General features: G+C 43.1%; 25 protein-coding genes. 16 read left to right on the top strand and 9 right to left on the bottom strand.

Features of this window, described 5'->3' with window-relative positions; genetic code table 11:
• Nucleotides 1–62 precede the first annotated feature (62 nt).
• From ACQ93I_RS00195 to can, 10 genes are all read left to right on the top strand, one after another.
• On the top strand, nucleotides 63–926 hold the full coding sequence (locus ACQ93I_RS00195; protein ID WP_431696610.1) for a DUF58 domain-containing protein: 864 nt from the start codon (nucleotides 63–65) through the stop codon (nucleotides 924–926).
• 10 nt (nucleotides 927–936) lie between these two features.
• On the top strand, nucleotides 937–2,571 hold the full coding sequence (locus tag ACQ93I_RS00200; RefSeq protein ID WP_431696611.1) for a BatD family protein: 1,635 nt from the start codon (nucleotides 937–939) through the stop codon (nucleotides 2,569–2,571).
• Nucleotides 2,571–3,575, top strand: a complete 1,005-nt coding sequence (locus tag ACQ93I_RS00205; protein ID WP_266068114.1) for a vWA domain-containing protein — start codon at nucleotides 2,571–2,573, stop codon at nucleotides 3,573–3,575. The genes ACQ93I_RS00200 and ACQ93I_RS00205 overlap by 1 nt, the downstream gene beginning before the upstream one ends.
• Nucleotides 3,576–3,587: 12 nt before the next feature.
• Nucleotides 3,588–4,628 carry a vWA domain-containing protein gene (locus ACQ93I_RS00210; RefSeq protein WP_431696612.1) on the top strand — a complete coding sequence of 347 codons (1,041 nt, stop codon included), beginning with the start codon at nucleotides 3,588–3,590 and terminating at the stop codon, nucleotides 4,626–4,628.
• Nucleotides 4,628–5,509 carry a tetratricopeptide repeat protein gene (locus ACQ93I_RS00215; protein ID WP_431696613.1) on the top strand — a complete coding sequence of 294 codons (882 nt, stop codon included), beginning with the start codon at nucleotides 4,628–4,630 and terminating at the stop codon, nucleotides 5,507–5,509. Before ACQ93I_RS00210 ends, ACQ93I_RS00215 begins: the two co-directional genes overlap by 1 nt.
• A 6-nt stretch (nucleotides 5,510–5,515) precedes the next feature.
• A complete protein-coding gene (locus ACQ93I_RS00220) occupies nucleotides 5,516–7,279 on the top strand; it encodes a BatD family protein (RefSeq protein ID WP_431696891.1) in 1,764 nt (587 codons plus the stop codon).
• A complete protein-coding gene (locus ACQ93I_RS00225) occupies nucleotides 7,276–8,025 on the top strand; it encodes a tetratricopeptide repeat protein (protein WP_431696614.1) in 750 nt (249 codons plus the stop codon). Before ACQ93I_RS00220 ends, ACQ93I_RS00225 begins: the two co-directional genes overlap by 4 nt.
• A gap of 145 nt (nucleotides 8,026–8,170) precedes the next feature.
• Nucleotides 8,171–8,461 carry a hypothetical protein gene (locus ACQ93I_RS00230; RefSeq protein WP_431696615.1) on the top strand — a complete coding sequence of 97 codons (291 nt, stop codon included), beginning with the start codon at nucleotides 8,171–8,173 and terminating at the stop codon, nucleotides 8,459–8,461.
• Between the two features lie 163 nt (nucleotides 8,462–8,624).
• Nucleotides 8,625–10,175: a SulP family inorganic anion transporter gene (locus ACQ93I_RS00235; protein WP_431696892.1), complete on the top strand. Its 1,551-nt coding sequence runs from the start codon at nucleotides 8,625–8,627 to the stop codon at nucleotides 10,173–10,175.
• 69 nt (nucleotides 10,176–10,244) lie between these two features.
• Complete coding sequence (gene can, locus ACQ93I_RS00240; RefSeq protein WP_431696616.1) at nucleotides 10,245–10,880, top strand: carbonate dehydratase; 636 nt, start codon at nucleotides 10,245–10,247, stop codon at nucleotides 10,878–10,880.
• 31 nt (nucleotides 10,881–10,911) lie between these two features.
• On the opposite strand, the gene ACQ93I_RS00245 is transcribed toward can, so the two are convergent.
• A complete protein-coding gene (locus tag ACQ93I_RS00245) occupies nucleotides 10,912–11,442 on the bottom strand; it encodes a CvpA family protein (protein WP_431696617.1) in 531 nt (176 codons plus the stop codon).
• A gap of 47 nt (nucleotides 11,443–11,489) precedes the next feature.
• On the opposite strand from ACQ93I_RS00245, the gene ACQ93I_RS00250 reads away from it, so the two are divergent.
• From ACQ93I_RS00250 to ACQ93I_RS00265, 4 genes are all read left to right on the top strand, one after another.
• Nucleotides 11,490–11,846 carry a hypothetical protein gene (locus ACQ93I_RS00250; RefSeq protein ID WP_431696618.1) on the top strand — a complete coding sequence of 119 codons (357 nt, stop codon included), beginning with the start codon at nucleotides 11,490–11,492 and terminating at the stop codon, nucleotides 11,844–11,846.
• Nucleotides 11,847–11,945: 99 nt separating this feature from the next.
• A complete protein-coding gene (gene pheS / locus ACQ93I_RS00255) occupies nucleotides 11,946–12,965 on the top strand; it encodes a phenylalanine--tRNA ligase subunit alpha (RefSeq protein ID WP_431696619.1) in 1,020 nt (339 codons plus the stop codon).
• Nucleotides 12,962–13,129, top strand: coding sequence for a hypothetical protein (locus tag ACQ93I_RS00260; RefSeq protein WP_431696620.1), 168 nt, complete (start codon nucleotides 12,962–12,964; stop codon nucleotides 13,127–13,129). Before pheS ends, ACQ93I_RS00260 begins: the two co-directional genes overlap by 4 nt.
• On the top strand, nucleotides 13,129–13,524 hold the full coding sequence (locus ACQ93I_RS00265) for a hypothetical protein (RefSeq protein WP_345596597.1): 396 nt from the start codon (nucleotides 13,129–13,131) through the stop codon (nucleotides 13,522–13,524). Before ACQ93I_RS00260 ends, ACQ93I_RS00265 begins: the two co-directional genes overlap by 1 nt.
• Before the next feature lie 140 nt (nucleotides 13,525–13,664).
• On the opposite strand, the gene ACQ93I_RS00270 is transcribed toward ACQ93I_RS00265, so the two are convergent.
• The 5 genes from ACQ93I_RS00270 to ACQ93I_RS00290 form a co-directional block, all read right to left on the bottom strand.
• A complete protein-coding gene (locus ACQ93I_RS00270; RefSeq protein ID WP_345596599.1) occupies nucleotides 13,665–14,660 on the bottom strand; it encodes an NAD(P)H-dependent glycerol-3-phosphate dehydrogenase in 996 nt (331 codons plus the stop codon).
• Nucleotides 14,661–14,913: 253 nt separating this feature from the next.
• Nucleotides 14,914–15,498 (bottom strand): nicotinate (nicotinamide) nucleotide adenylyltransferase, encoded by a 585-nt coding sequence (nadD, locus tag ACQ93I_RS00275; RefSeq protein ID WP_431696621.1) that lies wholly within the window; start codon nucleotides 15,496–15,498, stop codon nucleotides 14,914–14,916.
• Nucleotides 15,495–16,085, bottom strand: coding sequence for a guanylate kinase (gene gmk, locus ACQ93I_RS00280; protein ID WP_431696622.1), 591 nt, complete (start codon nucleotides 16,083–16,085; stop codon nucleotides 15,495–15,497). Before gmk ends, nadD begins: the two co-directional genes overlap by 4 nt.
• Nucleotides 16,085–16,942 carry a YicC/YloC family endoribonuclease gene (locus tag ACQ93I_RS00285; RefSeq protein ID WP_431696623.1) on the bottom strand — a complete coding sequence of 286 codons (858 nt, stop codon included), beginning with the start codon at nucleotides 16,940–16,942 and terminating at the stop codon, nucleotides 16,085–16,087. The genes gmk and ACQ93I_RS00285 overlap by 1 nt, the downstream gene beginning before the upstream one ends.
• A gap of 59 nt (nucleotides 16,943–17,001) precedes the next feature.
• Nucleotides 17,002–17,961, bottom strand: coding sequence for a YheT family hydrolase (locus ACQ93I_RS00290; RefSeq protein ID WP_431696624.1), 960 nt, complete (start codon nucleotides 17,959–17,961; stop codon nucleotides 17,002–17,004).
• Between the two features lie 92 nt (nucleotides 17,962–18,053).
• Between ACQ93I_RS00290 and ACQ93I_RS00295 the strand changes: the two genes are divergently transcribed.
• Nucleotides 18,054–18,548 carry an acyl-CoA thioesterase gene (locus tag ACQ93I_RS00295; protein ID WP_431696625.1) on the top strand — a complete coding sequence of 165 codons (495 nt, stop codon included), beginning with the start codon at nucleotides 18,054–18,056 and terminating at the stop codon, nucleotides 18,546–18,548.
• Here ACQ93I_RS00295 and ACQ93I_RS00300 read toward each other — a convergent pair.
• The 3 genes from ACQ93I_RS00300 to ACQ93I_RS00310 are packed head-to-tail and all read right to left on the bottom strand — an operon-like array spanning nucleotide 18,532 to nucleotide 20,566.
• A complete protein-coding gene (locus ACQ93I_RS00300) occupies nucleotides 18,532–19,431 on the bottom strand; it encodes a DMT family transporter (RefSeq protein ID WP_431696626.1) in 900 nt (299 codons plus the stop codon). The two genes, ACQ93I_RS00295 and ACQ93I_RS00300, sit on opposite strands and share 17 nt — an antisense overlap.
• The gene (locus ACQ93I_RS00305) at nucleotides 19,424–19,777 is read right to left on the bottom strand and encodes an arsenate reductase family protein (protein ID WP_431696627.1); all 354 of its coding nucleotides are present in this window, start codon (nucleotides 19,775–19,777) and stop codon (nucleotides 19,424–19,426) included. The genes ACQ93I_RS00300 and ACQ93I_RS00305 overlap by 8 nt, the downstream gene beginning before the upstream one ends.
• A 9-nt stretch (nucleotides 19,778–19,786) precedes the next feature.
• Nucleotides 19,787–20,566: a DUF3298 domain-containing protein gene (locus ACQ93I_RS00310; RefSeq protein ID WP_431696628.1), complete on the bottom strand. Its 780-nt coding sequence runs from the start codon at nucleotides 20,564–20,566 to the stop codon at nucleotides 19,787–19,789.
• A gap of 93 nt (nucleotides 20,567–20,659) precedes the next feature.
• On the opposite strand from ACQ93I_RS00310, the gene ACQ93I_RS00315 reads away from it, so the two are divergent.
• On the top strand, nucleotides 20,660–21,802 hold the full coding sequence (locus ACQ93I_RS00315) for a cystathionine gamma-synthase (RefSeq protein WP_431696629.1): 1,143 nt from the start codon (nucleotides 20,660–20,662) through the stop codon (nucleotides 21,800–21,802).
• Nucleotides 21,803–21,815 lie beyond the last annotated feature (13 nt).

The raw sequence follows: 21,815 nt of genomic DNA on the forward strand, positions 1-21,815 counted from the left end.
AAGGTCTGTCAGCTGTTAATTAGTCACTGATAATTGTTTATTGATCATTGTCAATTGAAGAAATGGATACTAAGGAGTTACTCAAGAAAGTACGAAAAATAGAGATTAAGACCCGCCGGTTAAGTGACCACATTTTTGGCGGGGAATATCACTCTACCTTCAAAGGGCGGGGAATGACCTTTAGCGAGGTACGCCAGTATCAGTTTGGGGATGATGTAAGGAATATTGACTGGAATGTTACTGCCCGCTATTCTGAACCTTTTGTGAAGGTGTTCGAAGAAGAGCGCGAGCTTACCATGATGTTGGTGGTTGACGTTTCCGGCTCCGGGTTGTTTGGTACCCGCAATGGGTTCAAGCAGGACATTATTACTGAAATTGCCGCTACTTTGGCATTTTCGGCTACCCAGAACAATGATAAGATAGGGCTTATCCTGTTTTCAGATATTATTGAACTTTATATTCCGCCTAAAAAAGGGCGTTCTCATGTACTTCGTATTATCCGCGAATTGCTGGAATTTGAGCCTAAAAGCCAAAAGACTAACCTGGAAAATGCGCTGAGTTATCTTTCGCGCGTAATGAAGAAGAAGGCCATTGTTTTTGTGCTTTCCGATTTTATTGCTGAAGATTATCAGCGTACCCTAAAGATCACCAGCGGTAGGCATGATGTGACCGGGATTAGAGTTTTTGACGAGCGCGAGGAAGAAATCCCTAACCTCGGAATGGTAGCCATGCAGGATGAAGAAACCGGAAAAAGGATACTTGTAGATACCTCTTCCAGGTCGGTGCGCCGCAATTATTCGAAGTATTACCACGAAAGGGTGGAGTATTTTACTGAAAGCTTCCGAAGAAGTGGAGCAGGAAGCCTTAGCACCCGTGTAGATGAAAGTTATGTAAAAAAATTACTGGGCTATTTCAAGGCCAGATAAAAGAATACCAATGCAAAAAATAGTAAGGCAGAATGGCATTTTTGACACCCCCGCGAAGAGCGTTCTCTTTTTCTGCCTGTGTACATTTTTTCTACTGCTCAACAGTTTTACGGGGCAGGCACAGGAAGTTTCTGCTTCCGTAGACACCACCACGATAAAGATAGGGGAGCAGATCACCTATAAACTTGCTGTGGAAACCAATCGTGAAGACCTGGTTGTTTTCCCCGAAGGGCAGAGCTTCTCTCCGCTCGAAATGATCGAGGCTTTTGCAATAGACACCAGCGAGATAAGCGATCGTTACCACCTTACCCGCGAATATGCGCTCACTCAGTTTGATTCAGGCAGCTATACCATTCCGCGGCAACGTGTTTTAATAAACGACAGGGAATTTCGCACAGATTCGTTTTCGGTTGAGGTGAATGATGTGGTAGTTGATACTACCAAACAAAAAATGTTTCCCATAAAACCAGCTGTTGAAGTACCGCCGGCCTTTGGTGTTCCCACCTGGCTCTGGTGGCTGCTGGGGCTTATTCTTTTGGGAGTAGTAGTATATCTGCTGTACAGGAGCAGGAAAAGAAGGAAAGAAGCTGCCAAACAACTTCCGCCTTATGAGCGTGCACTTTTTGAGCTAAAGCAGCTGGACGATTCTCATCTTTTGGAGCAACGGGAAATAAAAGAATATTACTCCCAGCTCTCTGCCGCAGTAAGACGATATTTGGATGGGGAGATCTATGACCATGCGCTGGAAAGTACCACCAATGAGCTTATCACCTACCTTGAAGCTGAAAGAGATAAGGGAAAACTGAAACTGGAAAACACTACCATTAGCAGGTTAAAAGAGATACTGGAAAGAGCTGATCTTGCAAAATTTGCCAATACAAAACCCGATGTGCTTACGGCAAAAGAAGACCGCAGCAGTGTTGAAAATGTTATAAACGATACCAAAGCTTCTATTCCGCAGCCAACAGAAGAAGAACTGTTGAGAGATCGTGAATACAGGGAGCGACTTGAAAGAAAAAAGAAAGTCAAAAAGATCATTTTTGGGATCGTTGCAGTTGTGCTTCTTATAAGTGCGGGTGCTGCATACCTTATTTCTACCCGCGGGATAGAATATTTCACAGATACCTACATTGGTAACAGCAGTAAAGAAATGCTTGAGAGCGATTGGATCTCCAGTGAATATGGTACTCCCTCTGTTACTATTGCCACGCCCGATGTGTTGGTAAGAAATATCCGCGATAGCGTAGGAATGTCCCAGGGCAAAGAGACTTTTAACTATGGCAGCCTTGATACCAACCTCTTTGTTAGTGTAAGTACGAGACCTGCCAGTGAAGATTTTGATGTGGAGATGGCTGTGGAAGATGTTTATGCTTTCCTTGAGGCTAACGGTGCAAAGAACATAATCACCAAACAGGAAGATTATGAAACTTTGAACGGAGCTCCCGGTTTCAAAATATTTGGAACCATGAGCCTTCAAAAAGATGAAAAATCACAACCTGTTTCTAAAGAGTACACTATCCTAAACTTCGGAATGGGAGAAGGATTTCAGCAGGTGGTAGTGATCTACAATGAAAATGACAAATATGCCGATGAGATCGCCCAGCGCATCACCACTTCGGTTGAACTTATAAACAACAGCAATTAATGTTCGAAAGATTAGTTTTTGAAGATCCGCAGTTCTTTTGGCTACTGTTGCTTTTGCCACTTGCCCTGGGTTGGTACATTTGGAAACGGCACCGGCAAACTGCCGAACTCAGGATCTCGAGCATCAAAGGTTTTGAGGCTAAACCCGGTATGTTAGGGAAGTTGCGACCCATTCTCATGGTGCTCAGGTTGTTGGTACTTGCACTCGTTATTACTGCCCTTGCCAGGCCTCGCAGCGTTGATGTCTCGTCTCGTACCAGTAGTAACTTTGGTATCGACATTGTCATGGCTATAGATGTTTCGGCCAGTATGCTCGCACGCGATTTAGATCCCAACCGACTGGAAGCTACAAAAGAAGTGGCAGCCGATTTTGTAAAAAACCGTCCTGCAGATAGAATTGGGCTTGTAGTCTATGCCGGGGAAAGTTTTACCCAAACCCCAATTACAAGTGATAAGAGCATAGTGTTAAGTGCGCTTGAAGATATTGAGTACAACAACGTGCTAGAAAATGGTACAGCGATTGGGATGGGCCTCGCTACAGCAGTAAATAGATTAAAAGACAGCAAAGCCGAAAGTAAAGTAGTGATCCTGCTTACCGACGGGATGAACAATGCCGGTTTTATAGACCCAAAGATTGCCAGCGAACTGGCAGTAGAATTTGGAATTAAAGTTTACACCATTGGGGTGGGGAGTAATGGAACTGCGCTTTCTCCCATAGCAATTTTGCCTAACGGAAGTTTCCAGTACGGCAGGGTACCGGTAGAGATCGATGAAGCTCTATTGAAAGATATTTCTGAAACCACCGGTGGGAAATACTTCCGGGCGACCGATAATAAGTCCCTCGAGGCGATCTATGATGAGATAGATGAATTGGAAAAAACTGAAATAGAAGAATTCAGGTTCTATAATTATGAAGAGAAATTCCGGCCTTTGATTTTACTGGCAGGATTCCTGTTGTTGGTGGAAGTGCTATTGAGATTTACTATTTTCAGAAGCTTTGTTTAAAAAGAGGATAAGATGTTTTTGTTAGAAGATAAGACTTACTTGTGGTTATTGATAGGCATCCCGGTCATTGTACTGCTGTATGCCATGGTCATCTTTTGGCAAAAAAGGACTCAGCGCAAGTTTGCCGATAAGGAGTTGCTGGATAGGTTGAGCCCTAATCGCTCTACCGGAAAGCAGGTGCTTAAAATTGTGCTGCTTTGCCTGGCTATTGCCAGTTTTGTTATTGCCTTGGTGAACCCGCAGTTTGGCACAAAATTGGAAACTGTAAAGCGGGAAGGGGTTGATGTTGTTTTTGCAATAGATGTCTCGAAAAGTATGCTGGCCGAAGATATTGCTCCCAACCGGCTTGAGAAATCAAAACAACTGGTAACCCAGATCATCAATAACCTGGCGAGTGACCGCGTGGGGATCATAGCTTATGCCGGAAGTGCTTTTCCGCAGTTGCCAATCACGACAGATTATGCTGCGGCAAAAATGTTCCTGCAGGGCATGAATACTGATATGCTTTCATCGCAGGGAACAGCTATAAGGGAAGCCATTGAGCTGTCTAAGACCTACTTTAATGATGACGAGCAAACCAATAGGGTTTTGTTCCTGATTAGCGATGGGGAAGATCATGAGGGTAATATTGAAGATATAGCTGCTGAAGCTGCCCGCGAAGGCATCAGGATAGTAACTATTGGAGTGGGAACTGCCAAAGGAGGGCCAATTCCCATCAAAAGGAACGGAGTAGTTCAGAATTATAAGAAAAATAATCAGGGGGAAACGGTGATCACCCGACTTGACCAGGAAACCCTGAAGGAGATAGCTTCCGAAGCAAACGGCAGATATATTGATGGCAGTAATACAGCGCAGGTAGTGGAAGAAGTGACCGACATTCTTCAGAATATGGATAAGAAGGAATTTGAATCCCAGCAAATTGCCGAGTACAAAAGTCAGTTCCAATGGTTTTTAGCTCTGGGTCTGCTCTTTCTGTTGCTTGATATTCTTTTGCTTGAACGGCAAACCTCCTGGTTAAAAAGGTTAAATTTGTTTAACGAAAAAAGAAGCTGATGATGAAAAGGATGATGAAAACATACCTGCCAAAAATGCTGTTTTTTGGTCTGCTTTTTTCTTTTCCGTTTTTTGCAGGTGCACAGGAAAAACCTGAAGCAGCAACCAAAGCTGCAAAGAAATACATGCAGGAGGCCGAAGCTGCTTTGGCAGATAACGATCCTGCTACGGCCGAGGCTTATTATCGTAAAGCCATAGCAAAAGACCCGGCAAATGCCGAAGCAAAATACAATCTCGGAAACCTTTATTACAACAAAGATGTAACTAGTCAGGCACTTGAGCGGCATCGGTCAGCGGCCAATACAGCCGAAGAAAAACCTTTGAAGCATGATGCATTTCACAACCAGGGGAATGCTTACATGAAGCAAAAGAAATACAACGAAGCTGTAGAAGCTTATAAGCAGTCCCTGCGCAATAACCCAAAAGACGACGAAACCCGCTACAATTTAGCTTTGGCTAAAAAGATGCTCGAGGAAGAGCAAAAGCAGGGAGGCGGCGGCGACAGCAAGGAAAAAGATCAACAGGACCAACAAAAGCAAGACAATAAGCAGGAGCAGCAGGACGGCGAAGGCGAAAAGGAGCAGAACGAAGATGGCCAGCCCGATGACAAGGAAGGCGGGGATAAGAAAGAAGACGAGAACAAGGAAGGCGAGCAAAAGAAGGATGACGCAGGCCAACCCGATGATAAAGAAAAGAAAAAACAGGAGCAGCCAAAAGAGGGACAGGAGCCTAAACAGCCACAACAGCGCCCGGGGCAGCTTTCTCCACAACAGGTGAAAAACCTGCTGGAAGCCATGGGGAATGAAGAAAAGAAGGTTCAGGAAAGGATAAATGCTAAAAAAGCAAAAGGCGTTCCTGTACAAACAGAAAAAGACTGGTAGTCAATGATGAAGCATAAACTGGTACTTTTAATGATGTTACTTGTCTCAGGCTTTGCCATGGGGCAGGTGCAGTTTCAGGCTAAGGTTAGCAAGGATAAGCTGGGTGTAAATGAACGTCTTAGGGTCGATTTTGAGATGAACCAGGACGGAGATAACTTTAATCCACCCGAGTTTACTGATTTTACCGTAGTAGGTGGGCCAAACCAATCCGTCAGTCAAACTTGGCTGAACGGGAAAAGAAGCTATTCCAAAACCTACAGTTATTTTCTTGCCCCAAAAGGTCGCGGTAAATTCAACATTGGGCAGGCCGAGATCACTATTGATGGTAACGTTTATAAAACCACTCCTGTACAGGTGGAGGTTACTGCTGCCGTGGATCAACCCACAGACGGTGAGAATTCAGAATACGTTGCCTCAGAGAATATTCATCTGGTGGCAGAGATATCCAACACCAATCCCTATCTCAATGAAGCCATTACAGTAGTTTACAAGCTGTATGTGAGTCCGCGGATTAACGTGAGTGACTGGAGACAGCTGGATAGTCCTAAGTTTAGTGACTTTTGGAGTCAGAATATCGACATTAGAAGACTGGAAGTGGAAAACGGCACTTATGAAGGAGAGCCTTATCGCTTTGTAGTACTTCGGAAAACAGTCCTTTATCCACAGAAGACCGGGAAGCTGAATATAGAACCCCTTACACTGAATATTTCAGTAGAAGTTCCGGGGAACCGAAGGGATATCTTTGGAAACAGGTTCTACGAAACAGTAGATAAAGTAGTCGCTGCGGGTAACCGGGTGATTGATGTAAAACCGCTACCACAGGAAGGTCGCCCTGCCGATTTTACCGGGGCTGTGGGTAAAAAGCTTAACCTTAAGGTCACCACAGACAAAACTGAGCTGAGAGCAACAGAATCTTTACAGGCTACAGTTGAGGTGCGGGGCCAGGGGAACCTTAAATTATTTGATCTTCCGCCGTTAACAGTACCGGCCTCTATGGAAAAATATGAGCCGGAGTATACTGAAGATGTAAACACCACGATCAACGGGATGCAGGGAAGCATTGCCAATCAATATACCCTTGTGCCACAGGCCAAAGGCAAGATTCCCATTCCGCCGGTGAGTTTTAGTTACTTTGATCTTGATTCCCGCTCATACAAAACCCTTACTTCACAGGAGATCCTGCTAGAAGTTGAGGCAGCGCCGGCAGGAAGCCGTGCCACGCCGGGTGGTAATCAGTCTGCGGTAGCGCAACAGGTGCCTGCAGCGACAAATCAATTTAGGTATATCAAGCTCAATACTTCTCTAAAAACGATTGGAGAGGCAGCATTTATGGGATCGGCTTTATTCTGGACCTTGTTTTTGAGTCCGTTACTTTTCATTCCGCTGTTAATTCTCTTCGGAAAAAGAAGACAGGCAAAAGCAGGTGATGTGCGGGGTAACCGAATAAGAAAAGCTGACCGACTGGCGCGTAAATATTTGTCTGAAGCTAAAAAGAACCTGGGAGACCAAACCAAGTTCTATGAATCTCTCGAAAGGGCACTGCACAATTATTTAAAGGCGAAACTGCACATACAAACCAGCGAGATGAGCAAGGAACGCATAAAGGAACTGCTGGAAAGTAGAGGTGCCAATGCAGGCACAGTAGCAGAATTTAATGAACTGCTTAAGAGCTGTGAATTTGCTCGCTACACCCCGGCTTCAAATGTTGCCATGCAGCAGGATTATGATAAGGCAGTACGTGTAATTTCAGAATTGGATAAACAAGTATGAAAAAGCTGATCTTTTTACTGGCACTGTGTTTCAGCTTAAGTGCAATAGCACAGAACTCTCAGGTTTTTGAGGCTGCAAATAAAGCTTACGCCGCAGGAAATTACGAGGAAGCCATAACTCAATATGAACAGATCCTTGAAAATGGACAGACTTCGGCAGCACTGCATTACAACCTGGCAAATAGCTATTATAAGCTTAACCGGGTTGCGCCAAGTATTTTCCATTACGAAAAAGCACTGCAACTCGCACCCGGGGATGAAGACGTGCGCAATAACCTGAATTTCGCCAGGAATATGGCAATTGATGCCATAGGAGAGGAAGAACAGGCCGGCTTTAGAGGCATTTTTGAGACCTCTACTGCAGCGTTCTCAGCTTCAGGATGGGGATGGGTAGCTATTTTTTGTATGCTCGCGTTTGTGGTCTTTTTCCTTGTCTACTACTTCAGTAACAAAACCCTGGTAAAAAGGCTGCTGTTTATAGGTGCGATGTTCTTTTTGGTGATGGCCATATCTTCAGCAGTAGTGGCTGCGACAAAACAGAGCTTTGATAAGGAGAGTAATTATGCTATTGTTTTTTCTGAAGAAGTACAGATAAAGAACGAACCCTCTCCCAGGGCCGAAGATGCCTTTTTGCTTCATGAAGGTGCGAAGGTGAAGATCACTGAAAATTTCCAGGACTGGGTGGAAATAGAGCTGCCCAACGGAAGCCGGGGATGGTTAGAAGAAGACAATCTCAAAAGGTTGTAAATCAGCCTTTCTGCAAATAAGTATAAATTTTGCTTATTTCCCATAGCTAAAAAGAATTTAAAATTTCCCCATTTCCTGTGTGTTAGGAGATTTGGAGAGGTTATAAAATTTGTGACACTCGTCAAAAATGTTATTTTTGTAACCTTTGAAAAAGATTGCTTACATATTGTTCTTTGTTTTCCTCACATTTATTGTGGGGCCTACAACTATTGCTTTAATAGACGACTCTGTAGATATATCTTTTGCCTTTACCGCAAACGAGGAGGAAAACTCTTCAAAAAACCTGTCTTCTTTTGAAACGGTAATTGAAGATAATTATTCAAACCACGTTAGTATTGAATATCTAAAAGGTCATCAAAAAGAAAATTTTTCCTACACAAAAAATTATTATCCGGTTTACCTAGAGGTAATTTCTCCCCCGCCCAAGAGCATATAATTATATCCGTTTTTTAGGTCTGCTTTTATGTGGCTGCACTTTTGCGGCCCAGATATTCCATGTGCTGTGTTTGCACTTTTGGCCAGGCCTTTCATTTTTCATCAAGTTTTAATAACCAATTGCAGGAGCAAAAGAAGTTCCTGTGAGTAAACGTATATATTTTATGTTCAAGCAACTCAAAAGTGATTTGCCGGCCAGTGTTGTAGTATTTTTTGTCGCCTTACCACTTTGTTTAGGAATCGCCTTAGCCAGTGGCGCGCCTTTGTTTTCAGGATTAATTGCCGGGATTGTAGGAGGTATTGTGGTTGGGGCCTTAAGTGGTTCCAGTTTGGGGGTGAGTGGCCCCGCTGCCGGGCTGGCGGCCATAGTTCTTGCCGCAATTGCCAGCCTGGGAAGTTATGAAGACTTCCTCTTAGCCGTTGTTTTATCGGGAGTTATCCAAATTTTATTTGGTGTGCTCAAAGCCGGGATCATCGGGTACTATTTTCCATCATCTGTGATTAAAGGAATGTTGACAGGAATTGGGATAATTATTATTCTAAAACAGATCCCGCACTTCTTTGGATATGATGGAAACATTGGAGATATTTATTCTCTTGAAGGAATAGGTAATGCTTTTAATAATATAAGTGTGGGAGCCACTGTAATTGCCCTCATAGGAATGGGTATACTCATTCTGTGGGATTCGGTGCTTACCAAGAAAAGCAAGGTCTTTAGGTTAATACAAGGGCCGCTCGTGGCAGTGGTTGTAGGAATCATCTTCTTTATTGTAACACGTGATTCCTCCATGTTTGCTATTGATGAAAAGTTCCTGGTGAACGTGCCTGTACCTGATAGTTTTGACTCTTTTATAGGACAATTCACTTTTCCTTCTTTCAGAATGATTGGAAGTTCAGAGATTTGGATCACAGCTTTTACAATTGCGCTTGTTGCCAGTCTGGAAACCCTGCTTTGTGTAGAAGCTACAGATAAGCTGGATCCTCATAGAAGAACTACGCCTACCAACAGAGAGTTATTTGCACAGGGAACCGGAAACCTTGTCTCCGGATTTATTGGAGGTTTACCTATCACCCAGGTAATTGTAAGAAGTTCGGCTAACATCCAGTCTGGGGGGCAAACCAAACTCTCTGCCATCATCCACGGATTTTTGTTGCTTATCTCTGTAATTATTATTCCTACAATCCTTAATTTCATTCCGTTGTCGGTACTCGCAGCAGTGTTGTTTCTTGTGGGTTATAAACTTGCAAAACCGCAGCTTTTTGTGCAGATGTACAACGCCGGATGGAAGCAATTTGTACCCTTTATAGTTACGGTAGTAGGTATTATCTTTGGAGATTTGCTGGTAGGGATTACCATGGGATTACTGGTTGGTATTTGTGTGATCCTTATCAAGAGTTACCAAAACTCTTACTTCCTGCATAAAGAGGATGTGCAAAACGGGCAAAAGACGGTGAAAATGAGGTTGGCCGAAGAAGTTACCTTTATCAATAAAGGGGCAATTATAAAAGAGCTTAATCGGCTTGAAGAAAATTCATATCTCATCATGGATGTGAGCAAAACTCATTATCTTGATAGTGATATTATAGAGATATTTGATGATTTCAGAATCAAGGCAGAAGAGAAAAAAATTAACATTAAAATTATTTCTCAAAGAGGCACGGTAGAAAACCCGGCCAGCTATCAGCAGTTCTTTATGAGACCTAAGACAGCTTAAGACAAACTAAATTCAAACAGAATATGCCTGCTATAGCAGGTGAATCTAAAAAACTAAATAATAAATAAAATGGCACAATTATTTGATCAAATATTAAAGAATAACAAGGAGTGGGTAGAATATGAGTTAAATAAAGACCCTGAATTTTTTAAAAGGCTTGAAAAGGGACAACAGCCACCGCTTCTTTGGATAGGTTGTGCAGATAGCCGTGTACCGGCCAACCAGATTATTGGGGCGGCACCCGGGGAAGTTTTTGTCCACAGAAACATAGCCAATATGGTTATACACAGCGATATGAACATGTTAAGTGTGCTCGATTATGCTGTAAATCATTTAAAAGTAAGACACGTGATGGTTGTGGGCCACTATGGCTGCGGGGGTGTGCAGGCTGCAATGAAGAACCAGTCTATCGGGCTTATAGACAACTGGATTCGTCATATAAAAGATGTGTACCGTGTGCATAAGAATACACTGGATAGTATCGCTGATGAAAAAGAGCGATTTGACAGGTTTGTTGAGTTGAACGTGGTAGAGCAGGTTTATGACCTGGCTAAGACCACTATTGTTCAAAATGCATGGAACAACAATCAGGATCTATTCCTGCACGGCGCTGTGTACGGGGTTGGCTCAGGAATTATCAAGGACCTGGGTGTAAACATCAGCAACAATTCTGAACTAGACGAGGTTTACCAGTTAAACTTCTAATATACCTTTCAAAAAGGGGATTTTTCGGGTATTATTTTGGAGTTGTTTCAGCTTCAGAAGAAGTCTCAAAAAGATCCCCTTCTTTTATTTCCTTAATAATAGTAGGAAGAATTGCCGGTGCAAGTACACTCACCGGGGCGTATAATACAGATTCTTCTTTCGTAGCTTCTTCGGCATCAAAGACTTCAAAGCCCTCTACGAACATTATAAAAATACTGGCCAAAAATGCCATTTTTAACACCCCTAAAGCTGCACCTGCCAACCTGTTGATAATACCCAGTGCCACCATATGCACCATTTTGGTGAGAAAGCTCCCCGCCAGGGAAATGATGAGGGCCACCACGAAATAGGTAAGGGAAAAAGACAGGATACTCAGGTATTTTTCTTCCCAATTGATAAAGGAATCGAGAAAAACATAGGTGCTGCCCGAAAAGTGAATGGCAGCATATATTCCCAAAATGAGAGACAACAGGGCTGCAAGTTCTGCAAAGAAACCTTTAAACAGCCCTCTTACGAGCCCTAAAAGTAGAAAAATGCTAAGCAGCAGATCCAGGATATTCATATTCCCAAAGATAGCAATTTCCGGTTCTTAGTAATTATCTTTGCGCCATGTCTAGAGATGAACAATTAAAACAACGTTGGGCCGAGGTCGAAACTAAACTTTCAAAGCAGTTTGCCGACGGGGAGAAGCTCGAGGTCGATGCTATCATATATATTATTGGCCTGCAGGAACTGGGGCAAATTCACAGAAAATTCAAAAAAGATCACAAGCTCGATTTGATGCACATCGCCATTTGCCGACTCCTGGAGCCTTATGGTTACTACGAATTTGAATATTTTGATGATGAAGGCTGGCCTCATTATAAGGTGATTGAAAACCTGCCTACTTTAAAACCCGGAGAACAGGCGGTACTTATGAAAGAAGCTATAGTGCAGTATTTTTTGGAAAAGGAGTATATAAAATAACATTTTTGGCAGGTTAGCTACCCAAATATTGCACCGGCACCCACAGTTGGAGTGCCGTATTATTTTCCTAAATTTGCAGCTTCCTAAAGACAAGGGACCATGACAGAAACTATTAAGGAGCATATCTCTGAAATTGAAGCCTTCACGGCAAATACTAAAGATGAAGTTGAAAAATTTCGTATAAAATACCTTGGCAAAAAGGGCATTTTGAACGGGTATTTTGCTGAATTTAAGGCGGTGCCCAATGAAGAGAAAAAAGCCTTTGGGCAGGCGGTGAATGAGCTGAAGGATGCTGCTACCAATAAAGTTCAGAAATTAAAGGAAGAACTGGAGAGCCGCGAGGAGGAGAAAGGGGTATATGGAGACCTTTCACGACCCGGGGAGCCGGTTGAGATAGGTGCGCGCCATCCAATTTCTATCGTAAAGAACCAGATCATCGAGATCTTTTCTAATATTGGGTTCAATGTTTCTGAAGGGCCCGAGATGGAAGATGACTGGCATAACTTTACAGCATTAAACCTTCCTGAATACCACCCGGCAAGGGATATGCAGGATACTTTCTTTATCCAAACCAACCCCGATGTGCTGTTGCGCACGCATACTTCTTCGGTACAGGTGCGGTATATGGAGGATAACAAGCCGCCAATTAGAACGATCTCTCCCGGAAGGGTTTTCAGAAATGAGGCCATTTCAGCAAGATCACATTGTATCTTTCACCAGGTAGAAGGCCTGTATGTTGATAAAAATGTGTCGTTTGCAGATTTGAAGCAAACTTTGTTGTATTTTACAAAGCAGTTGTTCGGGAAATCTAAGATCAGGTTACGCCCTTCTTACTTTCCTTTTACAGAGCCAAGTGCAGAGGTTGATATCTACTGGGGCCTTGAAACCGAAACCGATTACCGCATCACAAAAGGTACGGGTTGGCTGGAGATCATGGGCTGCGGTATGGTAGATCCAAACGTACTTCGCAATTGTAACATAGATCCTTCAGAATATTCAGGTTTTGCTTTTGGAATGGGAATAGAAAGAATTGCCATGCTACTTTACCAAATTGGGGATATTAGGATGTTCTATGAGAACGACATGAGATTTCTGGAACAGTTTAAATCGTCTATATGAAAACAGCAGGCCTGGTATTTATTGGAATCATTGCAGTTGCGATCATCATCCTATTAGTAGCTATTGAGATCATTGAATTCACCATAGGAGCAATTTTAGTGGTTGTTGCCGCATTAATTTTTTGGGGTGTTTACAAATGGGCTAAAAGCAAATTAGATCGTTAGTGAAAAAGGATATTGATATCCCGCAGGTGAAGAATGTTTTCATTGCAGCCGTACGTGAAAAACATGAAGAATATGGCAGCCTTGACTGGAACATCTATCTCATAAATGATCGTCCCGAAGCCATTGAAGGAGTCCTGATCGTTTCTAAAGGTTACGACGGAAAGAAGGAAACTTCAACCATGAGGCACAGTATAACCAACCTGCCGCCGCAATCTTTTGCTAAAGTGGAATTTTTACAGGACGACGTGTTGCAACTGAACAACGAATTCTCGGTTTCTTTTTTTGCTGAAGGAAAGATGTTTCACAAGAAATTTGTCTTCCAGAAGAACAGCATCAATGAAAAAGCCCTGCAAGACCTTCCGGTAATGCCGAAGAAAGGCGTGCTGCTGAAGTAAAACCTCTTCCCCGCCTCTCTAAAGGAGAGGAGTAGATTTGCGATAAATATTTGGAAGACCTGCAAGGTCTTTTTTTGACCTTGTAGGTCTGATCAAGTTGAAAAGACCTACGAGGTTTTTAAACCTCGCAGGTCTCCGTATTAGTCCAGTTTCTCGGCCAGTTTATTGAAAACCTTCTTTGGTTCTTTTCCCTGGTATAAAATTCCGTAAACGGCGTTTATAATAGGTGTCTTAGCTCCCGTTTCCTGCACTATTTTGTAAGCACTGTCTGTAGCGTAATAACCTTCGGCTACCATGCTCATCTCCATTTGTGCACTCTTTACTGTGTAGCCCTTTCCAATCATATTCCCAAACATCCGGTTACGGCTAAAGGTAGAATATCCCGTCACTAAAAGGTCGCCCAGGTAAGCCGAATCGTTGATATTCCGTTTCATCTTATGCACCTTTTTGATGAACTTCTTCATCTCCCTTATGGCGTTGCTCATCAAGACACTTTGAAAATTATCTCCATACCCAAGGCCGTGAGCAATACCTGCAGCAATAGCGTAAATATTCTTGAGCATTGCAGCATATTCGGTACCCACAATGTCATCACTTGTTTTGCAGGTGATATAGTCGCTGCTAAGGTGTTTGGCTACCAGTTTTGCCTTCTCTTCATCAGAACAGGCAATGGTGAGGTAAGAAAGACGCTCCAGTGCCACTTCTTCTGCGTGGCACGGCCCTGTGATCACCCCAATGTTTTCGTAAGGTATGTTGTAAGTCTTGTGAAAGTGTTCACCCACAATAAGACTGGTTTCGGGTACAATTCCTTTAATTGCCGAAAAGATGATCTTCTCCTGGAGAGATTCGGTGAGATGGTCAAGTTCCCGCTTTAGAAAAGCTGAAGGAATTGCAAAGATCAATACATCTGCCCGTCTAACGGCTTCGTTTATGTCGCTGGTGAGATAGAGTTGAGAATTGTCAAATTCTACCGAGCTTAAGTAATTGGGGTTGTGGTCCTGTTTTTTAATGTGTTCAATAGCATAAACGCTGCGCATGTACCAGGTAACCTCGTCGAGGTTCTCACAAAGCATTTTTACATTAGCTGTAGCCCAGCTCCCTCCGCCTATAACGGCAAATTTCGGCGATTTCTCCATAGAATGGTAATTGTGTCACCAAAAATAAGCAAAATAAAGGGGTTGATAAGAATAGCCGTAGCAAAGAATAGTTTAAAAAGCTATTTATAAACTTTAAAACTTTAACATTTTGCAGGTGTTAATGATGTACGATTAGCACTTCAATTTCGTTATGATATAAGAAAGATTATAATTAAAAGAAGAGTTTTCTTTTTTGGTTGGTTAGTTAGTGAGGATTGCCTCCGGAAGCTTAAGCTTCGGAGGCAATTTTTTTTTAGCGGTAGAAGTTCATTTGATCAATATACTTCCAAACTGTGGGAGGTAATAAAGGCCGCACATCTTTTCCCTCTTTAATCGCATTCCTTATAAAAGTGGATGAAATTTCTACTCTTGGGGCATCGGTAAGCGTAATTCTTGGATGCTCCAGCAATTCGGGGTGATTTTCTCCTTCAGAATATCTAGGGTACACCAGGATATCATGCCTTTCGAGAATAACTTCATAATTTTTCCACTTCGGGAAGCTCTTGAGATTATCTTCTCCCATGATCAATACAAAATCGTAACCCGGATATTTTTCTTCCAGGTGTGCCAGGGTATACACCGTGTAATTGGGCTGTGGCAGATTGAATTCAATATCACTCGGTTTTATTCCGGGGTATTCTTCGCACAGCTGCCAAACCATTTCAAATCGGTGATGGTTATTTAAGAGGCTGCTTTTCTTCTTGAATGGGTTGTGTGGCGTTACCACCATCCATACTTCATCGAGGTTTGAATACTGTAGCAGGTGATTGGCCAAAATAAGATGCCCTACATGTACAGGGTTAAAAGTGCCAAAAAATAAACCTATTCTTTTTTTCACTTTTTTGAGACTTTAGTAGCGCCCACAAAATCGGTCACCAAAGTGTAAGCCTCTTCGAGGGCAGTATTGAGGTCGTTGTTGATGATAATGTGATCAAATTGTGGGGCAGTAGCCAGCTCAATAGAGGCTTTTGCCACCCTCATGCTAATCTTGTCGGCCGATTCTGTCTTGCGTTTCTTCAGGCGTATCTTTAACTCCTCAATACTGGGTGGTTTTACGAATACGGCCAGGGTTTTTTCAGGATAGATGTTCTTAATGTCGAGCCCGCCCACCACATCGATGTCAAAAATGACATTTTTGCCATGTGACCAAATGCGTTCAACTTCACTCTTAAGCGTACCGTAAAAATTATCGCGGTAAACTTCTTCCCATTCCAAAAATTCGCTGTTCTTGATCTTATTTTTGAACTCCTTAAGGTCCAGAAAGTAGTAATCTTTGCCGTGCACTTCTGTACCTCTTGGTTCGCGCGAGGTTGCAGAGATGGAGAATTCAAGATTTAGTTCTTCCTGGGCAAGCAGGTATTTTACTATAGTTGTTTTTCCCGATCCTGATGGTGCCGAAAAAACGATTAATTTGCCATCAGCCATTAGAGTACGTTTAGAAGTTGTTCTTTGATCTTTTCCAGTTCGTCTTTCATTTGCACCACCAGTTGCTGCATAGGTGCATAATTTGATTTGCTGCCAATGGTATTGATCTCACGACCCATCTCCTGAGAGATGAACCCGAGTTTTTTACCGTTGGAATCTAATGATCCAAGCGTCTTCTGAAAATAGTCCATGTGATTTTCCAGTCTCACCTTTTCTTCGGTAATATCGAATTTCTCGATGTAGAAGACCAACTCCTGTTCAAAGCGGTTCTGGTCAACGTTTTCTTTTAGTTCGGCTACTCCTTTTTGCAGGCGTTCTCTCACACCGGCAATTCTTTCGGGGTCCATGGCGATTACTTTTTGCAACAGCTCCTGAATGTTTCCGGCTCTTTGCTCCAGTTCATCTTCGAGTACCTTCCCTTCAGCCGAGCGAAAATCGTTGATCTCTCTAAGAGCTTCATCAACGGCTTCTTCTATAGCCTGGAATTCATCTTCATCAATTTCTTCTCTTTCCGTCTTAAAGGCATCGGGCATACGCACTGCCATTTGAAGAAGGTCACTATCGGATGCCGGGTAGATCTCCCGCAACTGGTTCATGTATTTTTTCACTGCAGCCGCATTGACTGCCGAGCTGGTTTCTTCTCCTGTAACTTCAACATAAACCGAAAAATCAACTTTTCCGCGGGTGAGTTCGCGTGAAATTTTATTGCGTAGCTGCAACTCCTTTTCCCTGTACTGGGATGGGATGCGCGCATTTAAATCTAAATTTTTGCTGTTGAGGGATTTGATCTCTACGGTGATCTTTTTGGAAGGCAGCTGTAAAACGCTTTTTCCAAAACCGGTCATGGACTGAATCATACGGTAATTTTATTGATGCACAAAGATAAACAAATTCAAGGCGGTACAAAGAAAAGTGGCTATAGGTGGGAATGTATGAACTGGTATGCGCGCTCTTCGGTGTAGGTCTCCGGTTTGTTTTGCATGAATCCTACATGTCCGCCATACTCAGGGGTTTCCAGGTAAAGATATTTGCTTTCTTCAGCAATTTTAAAAGGATAGCAATCGGGAGATAAAAAGCCATCATTCTTAGCATTTATAAGCAGGGTGGGCACCCCAATATTTTCAAGAAAACGACGGGAGCTGTTTTTGTGGTAGTAATCTAGCGCATTTTCAAAATCATGAGCCCTGCTGGTATACAGGTCATCAATGTCTAACAGGCTGTCACAGGCATTGATTTCTTCAGTGGTTAACTGGTTGGGAAAATGCTGTGCGCGCTGGCGTAAATGATTTTGTAATTTGATCTGGAAGCGTTTCGCGTAGAGAAAATTCTCCCTCTTCTCGAGTTGTTTCAAACTGCCATGTAAGTCGCAGGGTACCGAAACCATCACTGCTGCTTTGAGTTGCTTCGGAATTTCTCTTTCTTCACCAAGGTACTTCAGCATAAGATTGCCGCCAAGACTAAAGCCGTTAAAGGCCATTGTAGCATACTTATTTTTATTCAGAATATGCTCCACCACTTCCTGAAGGTCATTGGTGGCCCCGGCATGGTAAGACCTGAAATGGCGGTTGATCTCGCCGCTGCAACCTCTAAGGTTCACGGCAGCAACATCCCAGCCTTTTTGGGTGAAATATTTGGCCAGGCCGGTAATGTAAGGGCGTTTTGCGCTGCCCTCCAACCCGTGAATTACAATAAGTACTTTTTCTGATCTTTCTTCAGAAAAGCTCCAGTCAAGATCCAGAAAATCTCCATCCTGAAGGTTTATCCGCTCGCGCTGCTGCGCTACAGGTGCCCGTCTAATCATGGCAGAATACACCGTTGAGACGTGATAATTCCTGAAGATCATTGGAGGTTTATATGTGCTTTCTACTATGGGCATCGAGCGGTGTAAGGTTTTAGAACTGTAAATGAAAGAAAAATTCGTTATGCATGCATAGTATAAATTTGTAATTTTATCTCAAAATTTGAAAAATGTACAAGAAGAGTTTTGAAATAAGGTGGAGTGATATCGATGCAAACAGGCATTTGGCCAACACTGCATATATAAATTTTATGAGTCATACCCGAATGGGTTTTCTAATGGAAAACGGGTTTGGACAAAAGGAAATGGCGCAGCACAACCTGGGGCCGGTGGTATTTTATGAACATATCTCCTACTTCAAAGAAGTTTTTGCAGGTAAGCCGGTAACCGTTACTTTACAATTAAAAGGCATTTCGGAAGACGGAATGTATTTTGAATTTATACATGATTTTTACGATCACAAGGGCAGGAACTTTGCCAGCTGTGAAATGATGGGCGGCTGGATAGACTTAAAAGAACGAAAATTGACTGGTCTTCCTAAAGAGCTGTTTGACAATATCAATCATCTTTCTCATACCGAAGATTTCAAGATCCTTACCCGTGAAGATACCAGGAGGTATGGTAAGAAGCCAAAAGATATTGATCCGGCTATATTGCAGGCTTAGGTTTAGGCTTTCGGGTTACCATATAAACCCCTGCAAAGACTAGAAGTGCCGCCACTATTTTGAGCATATTCAGGGAATCGGCCCCGGTTGAAACTGCGTAAATAATCGCAATAAGGGGCTGTAAGTACACAAAAGCGCTTATGGTGGAGGCGCTTAGCTGTCTAAGTGCATATACGTTAAGCAGGTAGGTGAGAAAAGTGGTTCCCACAACAACAAAGCTCATCCCTAAAATGGCTTCGGTAGGCAGGCTGCTCCATTCAACTTGGGTAAATTCCTTCAGGGTGAATGGCAAATTGATAATAACCGCCAGCGAAAAAAGCCATTTCATTAAGGTGACCGGGTGATACTTACCCGTAAGTGGCTTTACCAGGATGAGGTAAAGTCCGTAAGAAGTGGCATTAATGAGCACCAGGAAATTTCCCAGCGGGATATTACTGGCGTTCCTTACTTCGCTACTGCTAAAAAGTATGAGGCCAAGTGCCCCGGCAAGCCCTGTTATTATTCCTATCGTTTTTAGCAGGGTTATCTTTTCTTTGATAAGAATGGCAGCCAGCACCAGCACAATAATTGGCGTGATGGTGGTGATCACCGAGCTGTTGATTGGGGTAGTGAGATTAAGGCCTTTGAAGAAAAACAGCATATTAATACACATTCCCAGCACAGCGCAGCCAAGCAGTCGCGGCCAGTCACTGGTGGCGATTTTCTCTTTGGGTCCCAACGGACTAATAAGCCAGAAAAGAATGGCGGCTCCGGTTACCCGCAGCAGGATAAAACCAAATGGCTGGATGTAAACAGGCATCAAACCTTTGGCTACCGTGTGGTTAATACCATAGATAGTGCCGGCACCAATGGCTGCGAGAATTGCCAGCAGCCTCTTATTCACTTAGCGCAGCTTTTGCGGCAGAGACTTCCTTTTTGGAATTGCCAATAAAGATTTTTTGTCCGTTAATAATTACCGGCCGCTTAAGAAAAGTATAGTGTTCTAAAAGGAGGTTTTTGCAGTCCTCTTCCGAAAGTTGTTTATTCTTTAAATCCCGCTCCTGGTACATTTTCGCCCGTTTATTAAGAAGAGATTCATAAGTGCCCGCTCTGTGTTTTAATTCCTGAAGCTGGTCTAAAGTAAGAGGTGCTTTCTTAACGTCCTGCAGTTCATAATCAGCAGGTGGGTCGAGTTCTTTTAGAATCCTTTTGCAGGTATCGCAGGTAGACAGGTAATAGATTTTCTTCATGGGGTAAAATTATTCAATCTTCACGAAAGGCCGAACTTCTTTCAGCGGAATTTCCATTACGATATCCCCGGCTGCATAAGGAGCGATCTCATAGGAGTTGTATATAAGGATCACTTTTTCTTCGGAAAAGCCAATATTTTCGGGCAGGCTGAAGGTTTCATTTTCAAACCAGAAACCTGTGCTGTTGATGTTTTCATCTTCGGGAATTCCCTGTTCCTGCCGAAACCTTTGTTCTACGAATGGAGAAAAATCCTCTTCAAAAATGTCATTTTTGGATAACTTTTTCCCGGTGGCAGGATCAATATTAAGAAAGGTAAGGGTTTTATAGCCGTGGGCGCCGCCGCTAAAGATCTCGGTGGTTATACCAATAGAGATCAGGCTGTCAGATTGCATATACACCTTTTGATCTACGTATGCTTCCCATGGTGGTTCTTCCGAAAAATTTTCGGCAGCCTCGCGATAGTCTCTCAGGAATTTTTCAGCCAGTTCCTCGAGATTCGCAATATCAGGATTTTCCTGGGTAGCAACCAGTCCGATAGTGTGCTCGTCAAGCCTCCGGTTTATCTTTTCTGAAACTTCCGAAGCACCTTTGGCCCTCACCACGTCCAGCGCGATGATAGAACAATCATAATCGGCCGTATCACAGTGTTCTCCGGCCTTTCTAACCAGGCTCTCCTTTTGAAAGCTCAAAGGGGCTAAATATTTTACCGGTTTTTCTTCTTCTTTGTCTTGTTTACACCCTGTAAAGACCAGTGCCATAAAGAACAGGGATAATAAATTGCGGAACATAAATTCTTGATGTTAAACTGATCTGAAAGGTACGGGCTATTTTGGGAAAGCCCAAGGTCAATGCTACCTTTGTATCTTAAATAAAATGTAAAAATGAAGTTCAATACCAAAACCATTCATGGAGGCCAGGAGAATACAGACCCTGCTTATGGATCTGTAATGCCGCCCATTTACCAGACAAGCACTTACAAGCAAGATACTCCGGGAGGCCATAAAGGTTTTGAGTATTCCCGAAGCGGCAATCCTACCCGCGCTGCACTCGAGAGATCTCTTGCCAGTCTTGAAAATGGCAATTTTGGCCTTGCTTTTGGGTCGGGCCTTGCCGCTATAGATGCGGTGCTAAAGCTTTTTGACCCCGGTGATGAGATTATTTCTACAAATGATCTCTATGGAGGTTCTTACCGACTTTTTACAGGGATCTTTGAAAAGTTGGGCATTAAATTCCGGTTTGTAAGCATGCAAAATGCCGGTGATATTGAGCAGTATATCAATGAGAATACCAGGATGATTTGGGTGGAAACTCCAACCAACCCAATGATGAATATTATTGACATAGAAGCCATGGCCGGTATTGCTAAAAAGCACGGGCTGTTGCTGGCGGTAGACAATACTTTCGCAACCCCATATTTGCAGCAGCCTTTAGATTTGGGAGCCGATATTGTAATGCATAGTGCTACAAAATACCTTGGTGGGCATAGTGATGTGATCATGGGGAGCCTGGTGGTGAAAGATCAAAAACTTGCTGAAAAATTATATTTCATCCAGAATGCCAGCGGGGCTGTTTGTGGGCCGCAGGATAGTTTCCTGGTGCTGCGCGGTATCAAAACCCTGCACCTGCGTATGCAGCGGCATTGTGAAAATGGAGAAGCTGTAGCAAGATTTCTGAAGGCACATCCAAAGGTTGAAAATGTTTACTGGCCCGGATTTCAAGATCATCCTAATCACGAAATTGCAAAAAAGCAAATGAGCGGGTTCGGCGGAATGGTTTCGTTCACCACTGCTGAAGGAACTATGGAAAGCGCTGTGAAGTTCGTAGAAAAGCTGAAGGTTTTCACGCTGGCAGAATCCCTTGGTGGGGTGGAGTCTCTTGCAGGTCATCCAGCCACAATGACCCATGCCTCTATTCCGAAGAAAGAGCGGGAAAAAACTGGCGTGGTAGATTCCGTGATTCGACTAAGCGTGGGTGTTGAAGATGAAGAAGACCTCATCAACGACCTTAAGCAGGCTTTAGAATAAGCGGTCAAAAATG

Source organism: Salinimicrobium sp. WS361 (assembly GCF_050750585.1).
Taxonomy (GTDB): Bacteria; Bacteroidota; Bacteroidia; order Flavobacteriales; family Flavobacteriaceae; genus Salinimicrobium.